This window comes from Paenibacillus sp. FSL H7-0714 (genome assembly GCF_038003765.1).
GTDB lineage: Bacteria > Bacillota > Bacilli > Paenibacillales > Paenibacillaceae > Paenibacillus_AQ.
In genome coordinates this window covers 6,162,680-6,182,096 of sequence record NZ_JBBOPT010000001.1, presented here as the reverse complement: position 1 = coordinate 6,182,096, position 19,417 = coordinate 6,162,680, and the positions used below count along the sequence as shown (strand labels likewise).

19 protein-coding genes are annotated in these 19,417 nt (G+C 43.4%); 16 read left to right on the top strand and 3 right to left on the bottom strand.

All coding sequences use genetic code 11. The annotated features are described in order from the left end of the window. Positions 1-198 precede the first annotated feature (198 nt). The 15 genes from NST34_RS27650 to NST34_RS27580 all read left to right on the top strand — a co-directional run bounded on the left by NST34_RS27650 (position 199) and on the right by NST34_RS27580 (position 13,602). A complete protein-coding gene (locus NST34_RS27650; protein ID WP_340975006.1) occupies positions 199-960 on the top strand; it encodes a methionine ABC transporter ATP-binding protein in 762 nt (253 codons plus the stop codon). Next, a complete protein-coding gene (locus NST34_RS27645) occupies positions 953-1,615 on the top strand; it encodes a methionine ABC transporter permease (RefSeq protein WP_042191779.1) in 663 nt (220 codons plus the stop codon). Before NST34_RS27650 ends, NST34_RS27645 begins: the two co-directional genes overlap by 8 nt. A gap of 71 nt (positions 1,616-1,686) precedes the next feature. Continuing rightward, positions 1,687-2,514, top strand: a complete 828-nt coding sequence (locus tag NST34_RS27640) for a MetQ/NlpA family ABC transporter substrate-binding protein (RefSeq protein ID WP_042191777.1) — start codon at positions 1,687-1,689, stop codon at positions 2,512-2,514. A 184-nt stretch (positions 2,515-2,698) separates the two neighbouring features. After that, positions 2,699-3,373, top strand: coding sequence for an ABC transporter ATP-binding protein (locus NST34_RS27635; RefSeq protein ID WP_076285322.1), 675 nt, complete (start codon positions 2,699-2,701; stop codon positions 3,371-3,373). Beyond that, positions 3,373-5,871, top strand: a complete 2,499-nt coding sequence (locus NST34_RS27630; protein WP_341129174.1) for an ABC transporter permease — start codon at positions 3,373-3,375, stop codon at positions 5,869-5,871. The genes NST34_RS27635 and NST34_RS27630 overlap by 1 nt, the downstream gene beginning before the upstream one ends. Positions 5,872-5,936: 65 nt before the next feature. Then, a complete protein-coding gene (locus NST34_RS27625) occupies positions 5,937-6,614 on the top strand; it encodes a response regulator transcription factor (RefSeq protein ID WP_341129173.1) in 678 nt (225 codons plus the stop codon). Positions 6,615-6,616: 2 nt separating this feature from the next. Continuing rightward, on the top strand, positions 6,617-7,642 hold the full coding sequence (locus tag NST34_RS27620) for a sensor histidine kinase (RefSeq protein ID WP_341129172.1): 1,026 nt from the start codon (positions 6,617-6,619) through the stop codon (positions 7,640-7,642). Between the two features lie 226 nt (positions 7,643-7,868). Further along, positions 7,869-8,171, top strand: coding sequence for a LiaF transmembrane domain-containing protein (locus NST34_RS27615; RefSeq protein ID WP_076285318.1), 303 nt, complete (start codon positions 7,869-7,871; stop codon positions 8,169-8,171). Between the two features lie 44 nt (positions 8,172-8,215). Next, positions 8,216-8,893, top strand: a complete 678-nt coding sequence (locus NST34_RS27610) for a PspA/IM30 family protein (protein ID WP_042130994.1) — start codon at positions 8,216-8,218, stop codon at positions 8,891-8,893. Between the two features lie 4 nt (positions 8,894-8,897). Then, on the top strand, positions 8,898-9,365 hold the full coding sequence (locus NST34_RS27605) for a PspC domain-containing protein (protein WP_042194525.1): 468 nt from the start codon (positions 8,898-8,900) through the stop codon (positions 9,363-9,365). A 3-nt stretch (positions 9,366-9,368) separates the two neighbouring features. Continuing rightward, complete coding sequence (locus NST34_RS27600; RefSeq protein ID WP_042191765.1) at positions 9,369-10,073, top strand: PspA/IM30 family protein; 705 nt, start codon at positions 9,369-9,371, stop codon at positions 10,071-10,073. Between the two features lie 169 nt (positions 10,074-10,242). Then, a complete protein-coding gene (gene liaF / locus NST34_RS27595; protein ID WP_042191763.1) occupies positions 10,243-10,890 on the top strand; it encodes a cell wall-active antibiotics response protein LiaF in 648 nt (215 codons plus the stop codon). Positions 10,891-10,920: 30 nt separating this feature from the next. Then, complete coding sequence (locus NST34_RS27590) at positions 10,921-11,955, top strand: sensor histidine kinase (protein WP_042191761.1); 1,035 nt, start codon at positions 10,921-10,923, stop codon at positions 11,953-11,955. A gap of 18 nt (positions 11,956-11,973) precedes the next feature. After that, the gene (locus tag NST34_RS27585; protein ID WP_179085807.1) at positions 11,974-12,627 is read left to right on the top strand and encodes a response regulator; all 654 of its coding nucleotides are present in this window, start codon (positions 11,974-11,976) and stop codon (positions 12,625-12,627) included. Between the two features lie 162 nt (positions 12,628-12,789). After that, positions 12,790-13,602 (top strand): YwmB family TATA-box binding protein, encoded by an 813-nt coding sequence (locus tag NST34_RS27580; RefSeq protein WP_341129171.1) that lies wholly within the window; start codon positions 12,790-12,792, stop codon positions 13,600-13,602. Between the two features lie 18 nt (positions 13,603-13,620). Here NST34_RS27580 and NST34_RS27575 read toward each other — a convergent pair whose 3' ends face one another. From NST34_RS27575 to NST34_RS27565, 3 genes are read right to left on the bottom strand one after another with little or no spacing between them, the layout of a single operon-like run. Then, positions 13,621-14,748, bottom strand: coding sequence for a Ger(x)C family spore germination protein (locus NST34_RS27575; RefSeq protein WP_081383017.1), 1,128 nt, complete (start codon positions 14,746-14,748; stop codon positions 13,621-13,623). After that, positions 14,745-15,839: a GerAB/ArcD/ProY family transporter gene (locus NST34_RS27570; protein ID WP_341129170.1), complete on the bottom strand. Its 1,095-nt coding sequence runs from the start codon at positions 15,837-15,839 to the stop codon at positions 14,745-14,747. Before NST34_RS27570 ends, NST34_RS27575 begins: the two co-directional genes overlap by 4 nt. Positions 15,840-15,871: 32 nt before the next feature. Beyond that, positions 15,872-17,299 carry a spore germination protein gene (locus tag NST34_RS27565; RefSeq protein ID WP_341051697.1) on the bottom strand — a complete coding sequence of 476 codons (1,428 nt, stop codon included), beginning with the start codon at positions 17,297-17,299 and terminating at the stop codon, positions 15,872-15,874. A gap of 352 nt (positions 17,300-17,651) precedes the next feature. Here NST34_RS27565 and zwf point away from each other — a divergent pair, with 352 nt between their 5' ends. Beyond that, positions 17,652-19,202, top strand: a complete 1,551-nt coding sequence (gene zwf, locus NST34_RS27560; protein ID WP_042191750.1) for a glucose-6-phosphate dehydrogenase — start codon at positions 17,652-17,654, stop codon at positions 19,200-19,202. Positions 19,203-19,417 lie beyond the last annotated feature (215 nt).

Here is a 19,417-nt window from a genome sequence, read left to right as displayed (position 1 = left end):
TGAAAATAGTCCGATATAATGGGCTTTTATTCTTTAATCCTTTTAATCTGATATATTATTAAAATAAAAATGATGACACAGAACATAAAATGCCTTATTATTTAAAGAGATTTTTAGTAAAACAGTTTTTAAATAATTATAGTACAAACCTTGGCTTAGAAGGTTTCAGAATAAACGGAAAGGAAGGGGGAGTTTGCAATCCTATCGCTGAGTCGGGTGAGTAAAGGATTCAAGCTGAAGGACGGCACATATCAGGCGGTAGATGATGTATCGCTTGATGTGAAGAAGGGATCGATTCACGGGATTATTGGTGAAAGCGGGGCAGGGAAATCCACGCTGCTACGATTGATTAATCTGCTGGAAAAGCCGGATCAAGGGACAGTTACCGTAGAAGGGCATAATTTAACCGAAATGCCGAGTAAACAGCTACGGAAAGCTAGGGAAAAGATTGGGATGATTTTTCAGCAATTTAATTTGGTCAATAACGTCACGGTAAGCCGCAACATTTCGATCCCTCTGGAACTGGCGGGGGTGCCGAAGCGTGAACGGATGAAGCGGGTGAAGGAATGTCTCGATTTTGTCGGATTGGCTGATAAGGCAGAGCAATATCCCGCACAGCTAAGTGGAGGACAGCGACAACGTGTGGCGATCGCCCGGGCGCTTTCGAACAGTCCAGGACTATTGCTATGTGACGAACCAACATCCTCACTAGATCCAGGAACAACTGCGGATATTCTAGACGTCCTGAAGCATATTAATGGGGGCCTTGGGGTTACGGTAGTGATTGTTACGCATGAGATGGATGTTGTCAAAAGCATATGCACTGACGTATCGGTGATGGAAAATGGTCGAATCGTAGATTCATTCTCACGCCAAGATGGTGATTTCCGGCCTGCTGCAGTCCGTACTGGATCTTACCGGGATCAAATTCTGGGTAAAGCGGGGGAAACGCATGTTTGATAGTGTACTTCAATATCAGGCACAGATGTGGGAATCGATCGGAGAAACTTTTATAATGGTCGGTATTTCTGTTGGTGCCGCACTGCTGCTGGGGCTTCCACTCGGGACGTTGTTGTTTTTTTGCCGAAAAGGGCAGCTCTATGAGAATAAAACATTGTCACTGGTACTCAACAGCATCGTAAATATTATCCGTTCATTTCCATTCCTGCTGCTTGTGGTTGCACTCATTCCGGTCACTCGTTTCCTCGTCGGAACTGCGATTGGAACAATGGCTGCCACGGTTCCGTTATCCATTGTTGCCATTGCTTATTACTCTCGTCTGGTGGAGCAGTCTTTGCTGGAGGTTCCTAAAGGAGTCATAGAAGCGGCGTTGTCTATGGGAGCCTCGAAGCTGGGGTTGATCTTTAAGTTTCTGTATGTAGAGGCTCGTTCGGGTCTAGTGCTCGGACTTACTACCTCCACCATTAGTTTTATCTCTTACTCGACCGTAATGGGGGTTGTTGGAGGGGGCGGGGTTGGAGATTTCGCGATCCGTTACGGATATCAGCGTTTTGAGACTGAAGTGATGATCTATGCGATTGTTGTGATGATTGTATTGGTTCAGTTGGTTCAATTCACAGGAGGTACGATCTCACGGCTGTTAGATAAGCGTTAATCGTTCAACCCGTACATCAAATTTTGTAATACAAAATGATTGAATATATAAACTGGGGGTTAGTTGTAGTAATGAAAAAATCAATGATAGTTGTGCTTATGTTAATGGTATTGGTCGTAGCGGGTTGTGGCTCTAATAAAGCAGCCGAGAACAATTCTGCAAAAGGTAGCGATGAGCTAACGAAATTAAAGATTGCTACTTTGATTCCACCAATGACGGAAATTCTGGATATTGTGAAGCCACTTCTGAAGGAAGATGGCATTGATCTTGAAATCGTTGTGCTGTCTGACAATGTACAGCCTAATGAGGCTTTGGCGAATAAAGAGGTAGATGCTAACTTTTTTCAACACGTTCCTTATATGAAGCAGTTTAATGAAAGCAAAGGCTCCAATCTAGTAGAGGTACAGCCTGTCTACGACGCTATTTACGGTGGATACTCCAAGCGTTACAAGAATGTTGCGGATCTGCCGGAAGGCGCAACACTAGTAATGGCTAATGACCCTTCAAATATCGGCCGTTCTTTACAAATGTTCGCTGCAGCTGATTTGATTAAGCTAAAAGAAGGTGTAGGCATTAAGGCTACACAAGCAGACATTACTGAGAATCCAAAAAACTTTAAGTTTGAGGAAGTGGATCTATTGATGTTGGCCCGTATGCTGGATGATGGAGATCTAGTGGCAATGACTCCGGCTTATGCCAGCCCGCTTGGATTGACACCAAAGAAAGATGCACTGATTACTGAAGGCGCGGATTCTGAATTCACGATCACCTTGGTTGCGCGTGAAGACAACAAGGACTCTGATGCGATCCAGAAGCTAGCTAAACGGATTAGCGGACCAGAAGTGAAGAAGTTCCTTGAAGATAACTATGCGGATATTGCGTTGCCTGCTTTTAAATAAGCTTAAATAGTTAGATTAGTAATTCAACGAGACTTGTCCATTATGGGCAAGTCTTTTTTTACATATCAGAAAGTATGTATTGGGAGGCCCCGCTTTGTGGGGATATTTTGGTGTGTCACTAGAATGTAAGAACTGCTCTATATAATGGGTTGTAGAATAACAAAGCGGAATGGAGATGGGAAATATGTCTGTACTCAGTGCAATTAATCTCACAAAACATTACGGTAAGGGTACTAACCTGGTCAAGGCACTGGATGGTATTAACGTAAAGGTACACAACGGTGAATTTATAGCGATTGTCGGGACTTCAGGAAGTGGCAAATCAACGCTCTTACATATGCTAGGCGGGCTTGATCGGGCGACAGAGGGTCAGGTGATCATAGATGGTAAAAATATTTTTGGGATGAAGGATGATGAGTTGACGGTATTTAGAAGAAGAAAGATCGGATTTGTGTTTCAGAACTATAATCTAGTGCCGATTCTTAATGTATACGAGAATATTGTGTTGCCCATAGAGCTGGATGGAAACAAAATAGACAAGGATTTCGTGGATCATATTGTGAATACGTTAGGTCTTTCGCAAAAATTGGACAACCTCCCTGGTCAGCTTTCAGGCGGTCAGCAGCAAAGGGTAGCCATCGCACGGGCCTTGGCAGCTAAACCTTCCATTATCCTAGCAGATGAACCTACAGGGAACTTGGACAGCATCACTAGCCAGGAGGTCATTGGATTACTCAAAGTAACAAGCAGACAGTTTAATCAGACGATTCTAATGATTACTCATAATGAAGAGATTGCTCAGCTTGCAGACCGGACCATCCGGATAGAGGACGGTAAAATTACTGGAGGGGCATTGTGATGATGTTTCCAAACAGTAATAAGCCCGTTGTTAAAAAGCTGACGAGCAGAAGCCTGAAAGCCAATCGGACCCGAAATCGTTTTGTGATTCTGGCCATCGTGCTTACTACCTGGCTCATTACTTCTTTTTTTAGTATTGGACTGAGCAACTATAAGACCTTCGAAATGCAGCAATTGAAAATAAACGGAACCATGGCTGATGTCTACTTAACCTCCCCGTCAGAACAACAAATGAACAAGTTAAAGGAACTCTCCTATATTAAGACCATCGGACTCCAGTCCAGAGTAGGTAATGTGATCAATACGCCAGAAATAGGAGATCTTAATTTAGCTCTGCTCTGGTATGACTCTACAGAATGGACAGAGATGCGTAAGCCAGTGATCGATGGTCTAAAGGGAACTTATCCAGATAAGGAAAATGAAATCGCCGTTCCTTTATGGATATTACAGTCAATGGGGATGGATGATCCACAGATTGGTATGAGCTTGCCGTTAACTTACTCTTTTACCCGCGATGGGGTGAAATCTCAGCAAAGTAGCAATTTCGTACTAAGTGGATGGTTTACCGATTACAGTCATGTTCGTACCGGAAATTCTGGAGCTATGCTGGTATCGGGGGCTTTTGCTACAGCTCATGGCGTAGATCTTAAGAATCCCAAAAATGCCACTATTCTATTTAATGAGAAAAATACGGATGGACTTATCTCACGTTTGCAACAGGATATTCCTTTGGGAAAAAATCAAAAGCTTGAACCTGTCTCTAACCAATCGTCTACCTCTTCGGATAGAACAGCAACTTTGATTGGTTACGCTGGAATTATATTATTTGTTATGTTGAGCGGATATTTATTGATTTATAATGTGCTTTATATTTCTGTCTCACGGGATACAAGGTTCTACGGTCTGCTTAGAACGCTAGGAACTACACAACGGCAGATTAAAAAAATAGTTAGGGCACAGGCTTCACGGTTAGCACTTATCGCTATCCCACTGGGACTTGCCGCAGGAGCTGTGACTTCCTTCGTAATGGTGCCGCTTGCTATGAGTACAATGGATTTGGATACGGGCGTGGTGATTTCTTTTCACCCGTTAATCTTTATTGGAGCTGCGTTGTTTGCTTGGTTGACCACCATGTTTAGCGCTATCAAACCTGCCTCTATCGCTGGCAAAGTTTCTCCAATAGAAGCGGTGAGATATACAGGGACGATGGTTAAAGCTAAGACGAAGCGGGGAACTGGCGGATCTAAGCTGCACCGACTGGCTTGGCGTAATATTTTTAGAGTGAAAAAACGGGCGATGGTTGTGTTTCTCTCTTTATTTCTGGGACTGACAACTTTTCTGGTGATCAATACACTTGTGCTTAGTATGAGTACAGATCATTTTATTGCTGAATACATGGATAACGATTTCACGCTGTCTAATCAAACGATGTCCTTTGGATTTGAGGGGGAAGAGAAAGCCAAGATTACAGGGGATATGATCAAGGAAATTCAGGAAATAAAGGGAGTAAAAGAGGTCTTCAAAGCTTATACTGGGATAGGTCAGATCAAGTATGATCCTGAGGTGTTCAGTAAGTATGTGGATGAATTCGCAAAATCATATCACACAGATCGCCCTACCGACGAACAATTGGCTGAGCCTCAAAGCATGTTTTCAATGACCCATGTTGTTGGGGTAGATTTAGATCAGGTCAAGAAGATGGAAGAAAAATTAGGAATCACTGTGGATATGGAACGTTTTGAAAAGGGTGAGATTGCCTTGCTGGACAATTTTAGTCTCGGTGGTATTAAGATTGGAGATAACTTTAAAATTAGTCCTATAAATAGCGATGCAGCACAATCTTTCGAAATTGGAGGGCTTGCTGATTTCAGCTCTCTAGGGTCGTCACACTTTGTAGCTCCGAATGTATACATTAGCCATACTGCTATGGAGAAACTCATGAATGACCCACTTATAAGTAAAGTATATATTAATGCAGACCCAAAAGACTGGAAGCCGATTACCGATCAATTGGAAGGACTCATCGGCGGAGATGGTGAGCTGAAGTTGGAGTCGAAGCTGTATATGGAAAAGTTCATGGAATCGGCTAAGCTAACCTTTTACATTATGGGTGGCGGAATTGCACTCATTCTAGCGCTGATTGGAATTTTGAATTACGTTAATATTATGTATACAGGGGTTGTAGCTCGGAAGCTGGAGTTCGCAGTGATGGAGAGCATCGGGATGACCTCTAAGCAGATGAGAAAGCTGTTGCTGTTTGAAGGGGCAGGTTATGCGATCATTTCGACACTGCTAATCTCAACAATAGGCACATTAATCAGTTACGGTGCTTATAGCCTGTTTAGCCAAGAAGCTACTTATGCAGTATTTAGCTTCCCAACCCTTCCGCTTTCTATTGCAATTGTACTCGTTTTTGGGGTTTGCCTGAGTGTTCCGCTTATTGCTTATAAGCAAATTAAAAAGGACAGCATTGTGGAACGTCTGTGGCAAATGGAATAGAGCTAATTAATTAACAGCGTAGCCTTCCTCTGCTTGTTACAATGATAAGTATAGAGGTGAGTTTAATGACAACCATTCTAATTGTAGAGGATGACCGTCTCTTAAACGAGGGGCTGAAGTTCATGCTTGAAAAAGAAAACTATAATATTATTCAGGCCTATTCTTTTCAGGAGGCGGCTTCTAGAATTCAGGATCAGACCATCGGTCTGGTCCTTTTGGACATTAACCTCCCAGATGGGAGTGGTCTTGCACTGTGCCAGGAAATTCGGCGAACGAGTTCCATTCCGGTTATATTTCTAACTGCCAACGATACTGAGCAGGATATGGTAGCTGGATTTGGGCTAGGAGCTGATGATTATATTGCGAAGCCATTTAGCATGGTCGTACTTTTGCAGCGTGTTAAGGCTGTTCTTCGACGAACAGGCACTGATGGTGGCTCAGTGCTGTTTCAATACAAGGATATTACAATTAACTCAGCCAAAATGAAGGTTTACAAATATGGACAAGAGATAAAACTAACCACCAATGAGTATCGTCTCCTTACTATCTTAACCGAGAATAGCGGTCAGGTTCTAACTCGGAGGTTAATGCTGGAGAAGCTATGGGATATAGAAGGTGATTTCGTGGATGAGAATACGCTAAGCGTAAATATTCGTAGGCTACGGGCCAAAATTGAGGATGACCCTAAAGATTGTCAATACATTAAAACTGTATTCGGTATTGGCTACACATGGGGAGAGTAAGGATGAAGAACCCTTTTAGAAAAATTTTTTTGAGCTCGTTCACCCTTTTGGCAGTAGTCGTTGTGTTGTTTGTATCTATGCTTATCTATTATAAGCCTGAGAAGCATGTAGTTATTGGATGCGTGGTGTTTATTAGCGTGATGGCTCTGCTGTTTATAAGTTTTGTGCTCGCGCTTCGTAAAGAAATGCTAAACACGCTATCTTCATTGTCGGGATTGATTCAAGATCTTATCAATGGACAAATGACTCAGATGTTCCCGGTGCAGAAGGATACACTCCTCTCTAAATTACAGCATCAGGTTATTCAATTATCTGAGCTGTTGTCTTCGCAGAAGCAGCGCTACCGTGAAGAGAGTCAAGAAGTCAAAACATTGATCTCTGATATCTCTCATCAACTGAAGACCCCTTTAGCCAATTTAGGGATGTATAACAGTCTTCTTATGGATGAAGGGCTCCCCGCTGAAACACGCAGTGAATTTACTCGCCATATGGGTAGTCAGATTGAGAAGCTGTCTTGGCTTATGGAGAATCTGATCAAGTTATCACGGCTCGAATCCGGTATTATAGAGCTTCATGCTGCGGAGAAGCATAATCTTGAGAATACTGTGCTGTCAGCGATCAAACAGGCATTTCCAGCAGCCGAGCAAAAGAATATAGAGATCTTACTGGAAATGGATCAGGAGATTACGCTGCAACATGATCCCAAGTGGACGGGAGAAGCTATCTATAACATCATCGATAATGCTCTGAAATATACGCTCGGGTCCTGCAGTGTTAGAATTACGATTCGCAGATATGATCTTTTTGCAAGGATTGATATTGCTGATGGTGGAATAGGAATTCCTGTCGCTGAGATGAATGACATTTTCAAACGATTTTACCGAGGAGCGGGATGTAATGGAACAGAAGGTGTTGGCATAGGCCTTTATTTAGCCCGTAAAATTGTGACCGAGCAGGGTGGATATATAAAAGTGAGATCGGAGTTAAGTAAAGGAAGTGTTTTTTCTATATTTTTGCCGTTACGCTGATTCTGAAGGTACTCGAAGCTTAGCCCCTAAATTGGGGGTTTTTCTCATTAAAGTCGCTATTTCATTGAGGAAAAGTGCTTTGCTAGCCCTATAGTGGTCTGCAGTCGCACAGCTACCTCGACTAAGGTCCAGTACCAAAAACCGTCGTTGGTCTGTTTTGAAAGTCTGCGAATTGCTCTAGAATAAGGCTATAAGGTTAAGGACAACGAAAGGCGGTGAGAAAATAATGCAAAGAAGACAAGGAAACGGATTGGCGGTTGTGCTGATTGTGATTGGTGCGGTAATGCTTCTCGGTTTAGCGCTTCCTCTGATTCACGGTATTTTCAGACTACTGTTCCCAGTATTGCTGGTTGTTCTCGGGTACTATGGGATTAAGAGTGGACGCAAGGTTATCGGTTGGGTACTAATGTTCATTGGTGTCATGTCCCTGATCGCGAAGCTTTCCTGGATCATCGGACCACTTCTAGGTGTGGCGTTGATCGTATGGGGAGTGTCAGCTTTAAAGGGTAGAAGAAATGGTACTTATTAAGAAGGATTGTACTTAAACAAGAAGCAGGGAGGGAGCAGGAGATTATGAGTGTTTTTCGTCGCATGAGGGATATTACAGTAGCTAATCTAAATGAACGTCTAGAGCAAAGCCAAGATCCTGTGAAGCTAATTGATCAATTTCTACATTCAACTCGCGAGGAAATCAGTGAAGCTGAAAGATTGTATCAGCAATACGCTTCCCATACGAAGCAATTGCAACAGCAAGTGAACCAAGCGACTGCCATGAGAAATAAACGTGAGGAACAGGCGTTACTCGCATTAAAGGCAGGAGAAGATCATCTTGCAAAGCTGGCTTTGCAAGAAAAGATCATTCACGAGGAAAAGTTGGAGCAGTACAGCGGGCTACTTGAACAAAGTAAGCAATCCTTGTTTGAACTTGAAGGACAGCTGAATGAGCTGAAAATAGAGTATCAGACAGTTTATAGCAAACGTCAGTATTACGCAGCACGTATGGAGTCGCTGAGACTGCAGCAACGTATGAACCAAAGAGCAAGTGCTTATGGTAACGGCGGTGATGTTCCCAAAATGTTCGGACGTCTGGAAGATCGGATGTCAGATTGGGAATTAGAAGCGAAGAGCTTGCGCGATGTGCGTCGCATGGGACAGGAATATGCGGTGCAAGCAGGTGAGACTGTAGCAACCGTACTCGAAAGAGAAATGGCTCGCTTAAAGGAGAAACTGAACAATGGTGGAAAGGAGTAGCGCTATGAGTCGATTATATCGTTCAACTAGAGATAAAGTGATGACGGGTCTTGCAGGTGGATTATCTGAGACACTCGGTATTGATTCCACGCTATTCCGGATTCTGTTACTGGTCAGTATTCCGTTTACAGGAGGTGCCGTGATTCCAGTGTACTTCATTGCAGCGCTGGTCATTCCGAAGGAGCCTACGCATTATAATCCTTTCGGACCAGGCCCTGGTGCACCGGGTGGCCCATTCGATGGTCCTTACTCAGGTAGACCGGAACATGGACACGGACCGCATGCTAATGGCGGACATGGACCTTATGGACGCCAACCTAACTACAATCCCAATTTTGAGAAGAACAACGCATATTCAGCTCCGGATTCCGGTTTGGATGCGATGATGAAGGATATCGAGAAAAAGGCTTTACAAAAAGAAGTAGAAGAACTCAAACAAAAACTGTCTAAATATGAGAAAGGGGAATTGTAAATCATGGGAGTATTTCAAAGAATTAAAGATATGACTAAGGCGTCGGTAAATGACTTGTTGGATAAGGTAGAGGACCCAATCGTAATGCTTAACCAATATCTGCGCGATATGGAGGCTGAAATCCACGAAGCGGAAGTTACAGTTGCCAAGCAAATGGCGAACGAACGCCGCATGAAACAACGCGTGGAAGAAGCAGCAAAAATGTCCGCACAACGTGGAGCACAAGCTGAATTGGCACTGAAAAATGGCCAAGAAGAAGTGACTCGCAAGCTGTTGGAAGAAAAAATCTACTTCGATCAAAAACAAGCGGAATACAGCGATCTTCATGCTCAAGCTGAAGTGCAAGCGAAGGAATTGGTTGGGCAGCTGCATGATATGAAGGATGAATTCTACAAGCTGCGCAACAAGCGTAACGAGCTCGTATCCCGTGCTCAAATGGCTAAAGCGAAGAAACAAATGACGCAAATCAGCAGCGTACATTCCATCGAAAGTGGCAGTGCGTCACTCGGATTCCACCGGATGGAAGAGAAGATTATGCAGCTTGAAGCAGAAGCAGATGTAATGCGTGCACCTTACAGCCCATCCGCTGCCTACACTAAACCAGTCGATGTTGAGAAGCAACTGAAAGTGGATGAGCAACTGGCTGCACTGAGAAGCAAGCTGAATGATACACCGGCTGCTCCTTCTTTAAACAAAAAAGAAGAATAAATCCTGTTCCTAAAACTTAAGTAGATATGATATGCTGGACAAGAAGAAGCCATACGGTATGGATCTCCATACCGATATGGCTTTTGTAGCGGCTGGCTATAATATATTGATGGTTGTAGTTTTGCTTACAAAGTTAGTTTTGCTACGCAAAACTTTTGGGAGGTGCGAAATGGATAAACGAAACCGTTTGATTGCCATCGGACTGATCGGTGTTGGCTGCATGATGATTTTTGGTAGATGGCTCGGCTTTTTCTCCATTGTCGCGCTTCTATTCCTGTTCCTAGGGGTCTACCGCACGACGTCAGGAAAAGTGAAGCAGGGTTATAAGCTGCTCGGGATTGGCGCTATATTACTTTTGCTGGATCATTTGGTGCTCGTGCTGGGGATTTGTTTGATTTCATTGGGGATGTTTTTTACTAAATCCAAAAGAGTTCAGCGTAAGGAAGGGTTTATGCAGAAGCAAAACTTTTCGTCTAGATTTGACTGGGATCGCTCACCCTGGGTGATGCATAGCCTCAGCTCATGGCATATCCTTGGAGAGGCCGATCTTGATCTTTCACTGGCTATGGCGGAGCAAAAGGAAACGGTTATGCTGTTTCAAGGAATCTTTGGTGATATGGACATTCAATTGTCAGATGATTATGGTGTAGAAATAGAAGCCTTTGTGCTTTTTGGATCGATTGAATTCGGTAATGGGCGCGATACTGGTATGCTAAACCGTCTGAATTGGAAGTCCCCTAACTATGAGAGCAGTGAATATAAGGTAAAGTTTAGTGTGTCTTATTTGATGGGAGATTTGGATGTGCGATTATCCTGATTAGTTTGATACAGAAGGGAGGGTCCCCGTATGGATAAAAAGAACAAAAATATGATGTCACGTAGTATGGGTGAGGGGGCTCTGTTCTCTTTTGTCATGCTGCTTGTGATATTGTACACCATGTATACATATGGCTATTTAAAGCCTTTTGAAAGCTGGATGATTGGATTACGCACGGCATTTACTCTAATTCTGCTGCCCATGGGGTTCGGGGTTGGCTTTGGTTTCTATCAGAGCTTCCGAGTAAAGCGAAAGTTGGAACGCCTGAGAGAAACTCTCGTATTGTGGGAGAAGGGAAACTTAACGCTATCTATGCCTGACTTGGGTGACGATGAGCTGGGAAGGCTCGGAGAACAATTAGGCCGAATTAGTGGAAAATGGGAAAACCAAGTGACAACACTGCAGCGATTGTCTACAAATAACGCGAAGCTCGCGGAGCAAGCACGAGTATCTGCTATTATGGAAGAGCGCCAGCGGCTTGCGCGTGAATTGCATGATGCAGTCTCACAGCAGTTGTTCGCGATCTCTATGACCGCCACGGCTGTAGGCCGGACGCTGGAGAAGGATTTTGACAAGGCGCAACGGCAAATTGCACTTATCGAAGAAATGTCTGCTGTAGCACAATCAGAGATGAGAGCACTATTGCTTCATTTAAGACCTGTTTATTTGGAAGGTAAGGGATTAGAGCAGGGGCTGCAGGAGTTGATCAAGGAACTTAAGGTTAAGGTTCCGATTGAAATCGTGTTTGAGATGGACCCTGATGTACAATTGCTAAAAGGGGTAGAGAATCACTTATTCCGTATTGTGCAGGAGGCAATCTCCAATACGCTTCGTCATGCGAAAGCAGAAAAGATGGAAATCAGGCTGCATCGGCGAGGAGATACAGTTCGTTTGACGCTCCGTGATGATGGGATTGGTTTTGAATTGGATGATAGTAAACAAACTTCCTACGGTTTGTCGAATATGCAGGAGCGGATGAATGAAATCGGAGGTTCCATTCAGTTTATTACCGCTCCGGGTAAAGGAATGCGGATTGAAATTACCGTTCCGTTAGTCAATGAATAATAGGAGGAAAGAGTGACCATGGAGATGGAGGAAGCCATTAAGGTATTGCTTGTAGATGATCATGAAATGGTGCGGATCGGACTAGCTGCTGTTCTAGGTACTGAAGACGGAATTGAAGTCGTAGGGGAAGCTGGAAGTGGGGAAGAAGGTATCCGCCTGGCACAAGAGTACAATCCGGATGTAGTCCTGATGGATCTCGTAATGGATGGGATGGATGGGATTGAAACGACCAAACACTTAATGAAGCAGTATCCCGAAATCAAAGTTATTGTGTTGACAAGCTATCTGGATGATGAAAAAATGTATCCGGTGATTGAAGCAGGTGCGTTCAGTTATCTACTAAAGACCTCACGAGCTAGTGAAGTGGCAGATGCCATACGCGCTGCGGCAAGAGGCCAGTCTGTACTGGAGTCACAGGTCGCCTCTAAAATGATGAATCGTTTTCGAAACAATGCAAAGGGTGAATCCCCTGCTTATAAAGAGCTTACGGAGCGCGAGATGGAAGTATTACGCCTGCTGGCGCAAGGTAAATCGAATCAGGATATCGCGGACCAACTAATTATTGGGATCAAGACTGTGAAATTTCATGTAACGAATATTCTCGCGAAGCTGGGTGTGGAAGACCGGACCCAAGCAGCAATTTATGCATATAAAAATGGACTAGCTGAATAATTGGATATCCCAATTGGTGTGAGTACAAGAACTGGCCAGAGTAAGAAGGGCTGGTTTTTTTGTGTGCACGAGTATAAGAAAATACTTGTCTCCGTATAAAATCTTGTAAAGCGGACATCCTGTTTAGTAGATTAATAGACCGGATTGAGAGGGTGTTGGATTGTGGGGTATGTAGAAGAAAGTAAGGGAAAGAGACACGGTGCAGGCCGAAAAAGCGGTATTAAAGGAATGTTGCTGGTATTGATTCTATGCTGTACTGCGTTACTTTTGGCAGGTTTTCGGGGCGAAGGTGAAAAAGAGAGCAGTCAGATCGCCCAATTGCAAAAGTCACTTCCTCTCCTGACCTCCCTTGGTAAAAGTGTTACAGTACCCGGCTCCCCTCTTCGTTTAGTTTTAAAATGGCAGGGAGAATTCAATGGTGATGGTCTAGAGGCTGGTGTCACTGCAACTAACCTATCCGATGATCTTGGGTTGGGAGAAACAAGCCGGGAAGACGAGGGTGAACATCTTACTTATCGTTCGGCTGCCGACAAAGCCGGTTTTCAAACCACCATGTTCTGGAGTGAGCTTGGAAACGGACGTAGTTATGTGATTGTAACCCTGGAGACACCCGATTTGTTAAATGCTCCGGATCTGCAAGCTGAAGCAGAAGAAGCTGGCGCGAAACTTCGGAAGATCGGAATCGCAGCGGAATGGAACACCTCACTTCAGGGTGCTGCGAAGGAGCAGGAGGACCCTCAGAAGGCTCTATTGTTAACGGAGCAGAATATGTACGCACAACTGCCCGATCTTAAAGTACAGGAAAGCTACGAAGACGAAACAACAGCCAGCCATACTTATAGTACATCAGCATTGTTGCATTCCGTAATCAGCGGAAACCACGAGGTAGTTCTACAGACAGCTATTCATCAGGATACAAAAGAGGGAAGCAGCCGCGTTACGATTGGATTACCATTAATAACAATAGAATATTGAAAAAGACCAATCAAGGATCTATTGTAGAATGCCCGTACTTACAATTTTAACATCAACCTTGGTATGGAATTTTACTTTCCGGTAATCCTCAGACCAATTTTTGTTGCTCCAGACATTGTGATGATAAGCAATAAGTTTTCTTCCTACACCAAAGATATCACAGTTTGCCTTTTGGATTTCATTAACAACTGTCTTGGCTTCCTTTGTAAGCAAATCCGAAAGATCTTGATTGACTTTTTTAAGTTCTTTTTCGTCGAGTACATCCGTAAACTCTTCTACGACGGCTTGCAGCTCTAAGCCCAAATTCACATCAATGCTTTCATCAGCAGAAACGGATACCTTGAATTTTCGCTTTATTTTTTTTGAACCGACATTAATGGTAATGAAATTCCGAATATCATCGGAATGTCCCAAATCAAGTTTCTTAGTGAAGCGGGCATTTTTCCCCTGTTGTCCCATCAGCAGAACCATCATGATTGACTGATCGGGGTTCAACATTCCGCTGTAGTTCTGGTCATGAAAGAGAGCCACCCCTTTCGTGATTATATCGCCCTCATCTCTGCCTAGATATGGAAGAGCAAAGTCATGCCCTGGATCCATCAGGGAACGGAACACGGTATCTGCCGTTTCTTTTGGAAAAATACTCATTTCTTCCAGACTATCGATCTTTTGCTTAATGAATTCCCCGATCTTTAATTCCCCAACCTTTTTTTGCTCAAGAATTTGGGCAGCTTCTCCTTCCGTAATAATTAGCCGAACGTTGGATGTTGGATTGCTTGGATCCCTGTAATTCACATCCAGAATAGGGTACAGGCCACGCTCAGCCGTAGTCCTTCCCATAAGCTCAAAACCATATTTAATAAATCTAATGTTTCCCCTAACTTTATTTCGCAATTGATTGCTCGCATTGCGCACAGTCGGTCCGAAACTCGAATGGATTTCATTCTTGGTAGCTTTCTGCTCAATATCGGGGGGGATGATTAATTCGATGGTTTCTTTGATCTCTCCGTTCTCTGTATAATCAATTGCTGCACAATAAGCCAGATGCAGGTCTTTCAAATATTCCCGGTCCCAACATCCAGTGAGACAGATGGAAACAAGGGCAATTAAAAGTAAATGCGACTTGAATTTCATGTCAAACTTCATGCAAGACCACCTGGCTTTCTCTTCATAAATAGGGAAATCATCAGCAATACCATCGATAATCCGGCAATAAACACATAGGTCGCATAGTTAGCGGCTGTATCAAAAAGATGTACATCAGCAGGAGTTACAGGTGCAAGTGCGATCATAAAAGTAATGATTTTTACAAACGGAGCAAAATGTTTATGGCTTTTTCGACTAAATAAAACACTGAGTCCAATGGATGCTGCGTAACAGTAGCTAACAATAGAACAAACAAGCGTGATGGCCCAAATCGGCAGAAATAGGATATCTGCACGGTCCACGATATAAAAGTTAAGAGATTTTACTAAGTAGATGACGGGTTCGGGCATGATTTTGATTTGCTCGGAGTTAAATACCATTAGACAGGTAGAGACCACAAAGACATAGAGCAGGGTTACGAACCCACTGGCTAGACTAATGGTCATTAATTTTTGTTTATTTGTACCTTCGGAAAGCGGATAGACGATCATCATCATTTCGAAACCATACATAGATTTAGTTGATTCCTGTGCTCCCTTCACGACATTCCAGAATCCGTTCTCCAAAAGGGGGAGCATAAATTCAAAATGAGCTTGAGTTAAACCATAGCTGACAAATAGGATAAGCGGGACAAAAAGAACTGTTGCCAATGTATAGAATCTGGCCAACACTGTAAGCTTTTCCCTTGCCAAATAGAGAGTCATGATCGAAAAGAGGGTTAATATAGCCCATCTTGGTGTGGATTGCAAAATCCACCTCTGCAGCACCTCTACCGCACTGAACATAATATTGGAGCCAAGCAGAACAAAGTAACTGATGTAAGCGATTATAAGTATTCTACCGATAATTGGACCTCCGAGCTTTAAACATATAGTAAATAAGTTGAGTCCGGGGAAATTTTTCAGCAGAACCCATAGAAGAATGATAACAAGTTGGGTAATGATGCCCGCAATCAAAACAGAGAGCGCTCCTCCACCCTTGGCCGCTTCGTTAAGCTTGAAGGGAAGAGACAGAATGCCAACCCCGATTTGGGCTTGAATCATAAAGCAGAAAAGTTGCCCCCTCGTTATCATTTTTTCTTTTTGAGTCATTCTTATAACTCCTGTCAGTTCAGATTAAATGATTATTCTTCTTCAGCCTCTGATTTGCTTGTATTCTTGCGGATGGACCATATTGGAAGACGCAAGAAGGTGTCTTTCAAGCTTTGAATATTTACCGGGCTTAGAGGCGTAAGGTAAGGTTGTCCAAAAGATTCAAGCTTACACAAATGTACAAAAATAAGTGTCAACCCAAATGATATGCCAATATATCCGAACAAAGAGGCAGCAACCATAAGTGGAAACCGCATAAATCGGATCGCGGAGCTCATCTCGTTGGAAGGGATAAGAAAGGATGATATGGCAGTCAATGCAACAACGATGATCATTGCGTAGGAGACCAATCCAGCCTTAACAATGGCATCCCCGATGACCAAACCACCTACAATCCCAATGGTTTGACCTACACGGCTGGGCAGACGGAGCCCTGCCTCCCGCAGCAGTTCAAATATGAGTTCAAGCAGCATCGCTTCTACCAATGGGGGGAATGGGATCCGGGTCAGTGAACCTTGAATTGTGAAGAACAATTGCAAGGGAAGGACGCTGGAGTGAAAAGAAACGGTGGCAATATAGAGCGCGGGCAGTTGGAATGCTGTTACAAAACCAATCAGACGGATAAAACGGACAAAGGAAGCAATCAGCCATCGATTGCTATAATCATCCGGCGTCTGATAGAAGGTGAAGAAGCTGGCAGGTACAATCAGAGCTGTGGGATCTCCATCCAACAGGATTGTGACGTATCCTTTCAGCAAGTAGAAGGAGGTATGGTCTGGGCGCTCAGTATTGATATGTTGTGGAAATATAGAGTACGAATTATCCTCCGTTAATTCCTGAATAAAGCCGGTGGAGAGCACCGAATCAAGAGTGATTTTTTTTATTCTAGATTCTACTTTTTTTACTAATTCAGGTTTGGCAAGGTTCTCCATATAGATTAAAGCTACCTTTTTGGGAGCGATTTTCCCAAGGGTGAAGTAGCGAACAGTAAGGTTTGGAGTGGTGATTTGTTTACGGATCAGGTATAAGTTAACCGTCATATCTTCAATAAAACCGTTATGCGGCCCCCGAATAACTGCTTCATTCAGAGGTTCGGTTATGGTTCGTTCGTGTTTGGCAGGAGTAGAGAGGATATAAAATTCAGATATTCCTTCAACAAAGTAGAGGCAGCCTCCGTTAATAAGTCCCTGAATGCCTTTATTTAGTTCTGTTTCCACACCGAAGCTGAGCGTTGTAAATAGTTTGGAAAGCTCTTTGTTTTTGCTATTGTGAAAAGGAGCAATCACATTCTGCTCAACCAGCTCCATGTCTGCCATGGACTCTAGATAAAAGAGAATTCCTTCAGTTCCGTTAAAGGATATTCTTCTTTTTTTGAGATCATTTGAATAGAACAAGGCTGCTTCGATGAAATCGGCGTTTTGATCTACAGTAGTGAATGAGATCTGTGTTTGGTCAGTCATTAAGGGCGCTCGACTTTCGAGTTATTTTCCTTTAACGTTCCCGAATGATTTGCAGAATATTCCTGAATGAAAGTAACTAATTGGTATAGGTGTTTGTCTGTACAGCTTGAGAAACAAAACGATTCACTTATATTAATGGATAAAGTGACAAACACTTCGTCAATATAGATAGTTCTATAAGGTGAAGTATAATTAGTAATAAGAAATTTTAATTGAAATTTGCGAAATCCCGAGAGTATTTGTCAGGAATCTGATAGCATCCTTTTTAGGAATATGCTAAAATGACATAACGTCGTTTTCTCGACGCTGAGAATGTCAATAAACTATATTACATACAGAAAGATGAGGAGCCATGGCTGAAAATCAAACCCTTGATGCACTGCACACACCCGGTGCTGTCTTTTTTATCTTTGGGGCAACCGGAGATTTAGCCCGGCGTAAGCTTTTCCCGGCGATTTACAGCTTGTACCGTGAAGGTAAGCTGGCACATGATTTTGCGGTAATTGGCGTGGCGCGGCGCCCGCGTACTCAGGAAGAATTTAGAAGTGATGTGAAGGAATCCATCCTTGAATTCTGCCGTTATAAAGCGGGAGAAGAGAATGAATGGAATGAGTTTGTACAGCATTTTGAATACAAATCTCTGGACATCAACGATATTGATGGCTTCCGTGAATTAAGAGCTCAAACAGAAGCTCTTGAAGAGAAGTTCAGAATTCCGGGCAATCGGATGTTCTATCTTGCGCTGGCACCTGAATTATTCGGCAGTGTCTCGTTCAACCTTAAGGCTGGCGGCATGCTGGATAGCACAGGTTGGAATCGCCTCGTCATCGAGAAGCCTTTTGGATATAATCTGGAATCAGCTGAGCAGCTGAACGAGCAGATCCGTGAGGTGTTCAAGGAAGAGGAGATCTACCGGATCGATCATTATCTTGGTAAAGAAATGGTTCAAAATATTGAAGTCATTCGTTTTGCAAATGCTTTTTTCGAGCCGCTTTGGAATAATAAGCATATTGCCAATATTCAAATTACACTTGGCGAAACCGTGGGTGTTGAAGAGCGTGGTGGTTATTATGACCATGCTGGAGCGTTACGGGATATGGGCCAGAATCATATATTGCAACTGCTGACTATGATTGCAATGGAACCACCAAGCCGTCTGCTTGCAGAAGATATTCGTGACGAGAAGGTGAAGGTACTTCGTTCACTTCGTCCTTATGGTACATCTGACGAGGTTCGTGAGAACGTCGTGAGAGCACAGTATATTCAAGGCTTGCATAATGGAAAGACCCTTCCTGCTTATCGTCAGGAAGATAAGGTTGATCCTGAATCGAGTACTGAGACATATTTTGCTGCCCGTGTGTTTGTAGATAACTTCCGCTGGGCTGGAGTTCCTTTCTATATTCGTACAGGTAAACGTCTACCGGTGAAGACAACGGAAGTGGTAGTTGAGTTCAAGGGAATGCCAACCAATGTTTATTTGGGACAAAAGCATACGCTGGAGCCTAACCTGCTTGTTATCCGTGTGAACCCTATGGAAGGCATTTATGTAAAGATTAATGCCAAGAAGCCGGGTTCCGAGTCTGAAATTCAACCATTAGCTATGGACTTCTGTCAGAGCTGCTTGGTTGGAATCAATTCCCCGGAAGCTTACGAGCGTTTGCTTCATGACGCGGCACGTGGAGATTCCACTTATTTCACTCGTTGGGATGAGGTATCGTCGGCATGGTCGTTCGTGGATCGTATTGCGAAGGCTTGGAAGGAAGAGTCGAGTGATCTTTCTGCTTATCCTGCTGGCACTTGGGGTCCGGTTGAAGCGGATCAATTGCTTGCTCAGGATGGCTTCCATTGGTGGCCGGTAAACGGTCAGGAAGAAGATAATGTAGTATGGCTGAAGAATAACTAAACTTTGCTTTAATGCTATCTCCCTGCAGAGGATGCAGGGAGATTTTTTGTAATGCTGAGATTAGAGAACACTCAGCCTCCCCAGGCCACTCTGGCTCCAAATGCCGCTCGGGCGACAGGAGCATTTTTTAAATAACTGCACTTTGTACAATTAAAATCACATATTGGGTGGAAATTAGTCTTTTAAGTGTATTCTCTGCAACTATTTTCTCCGCA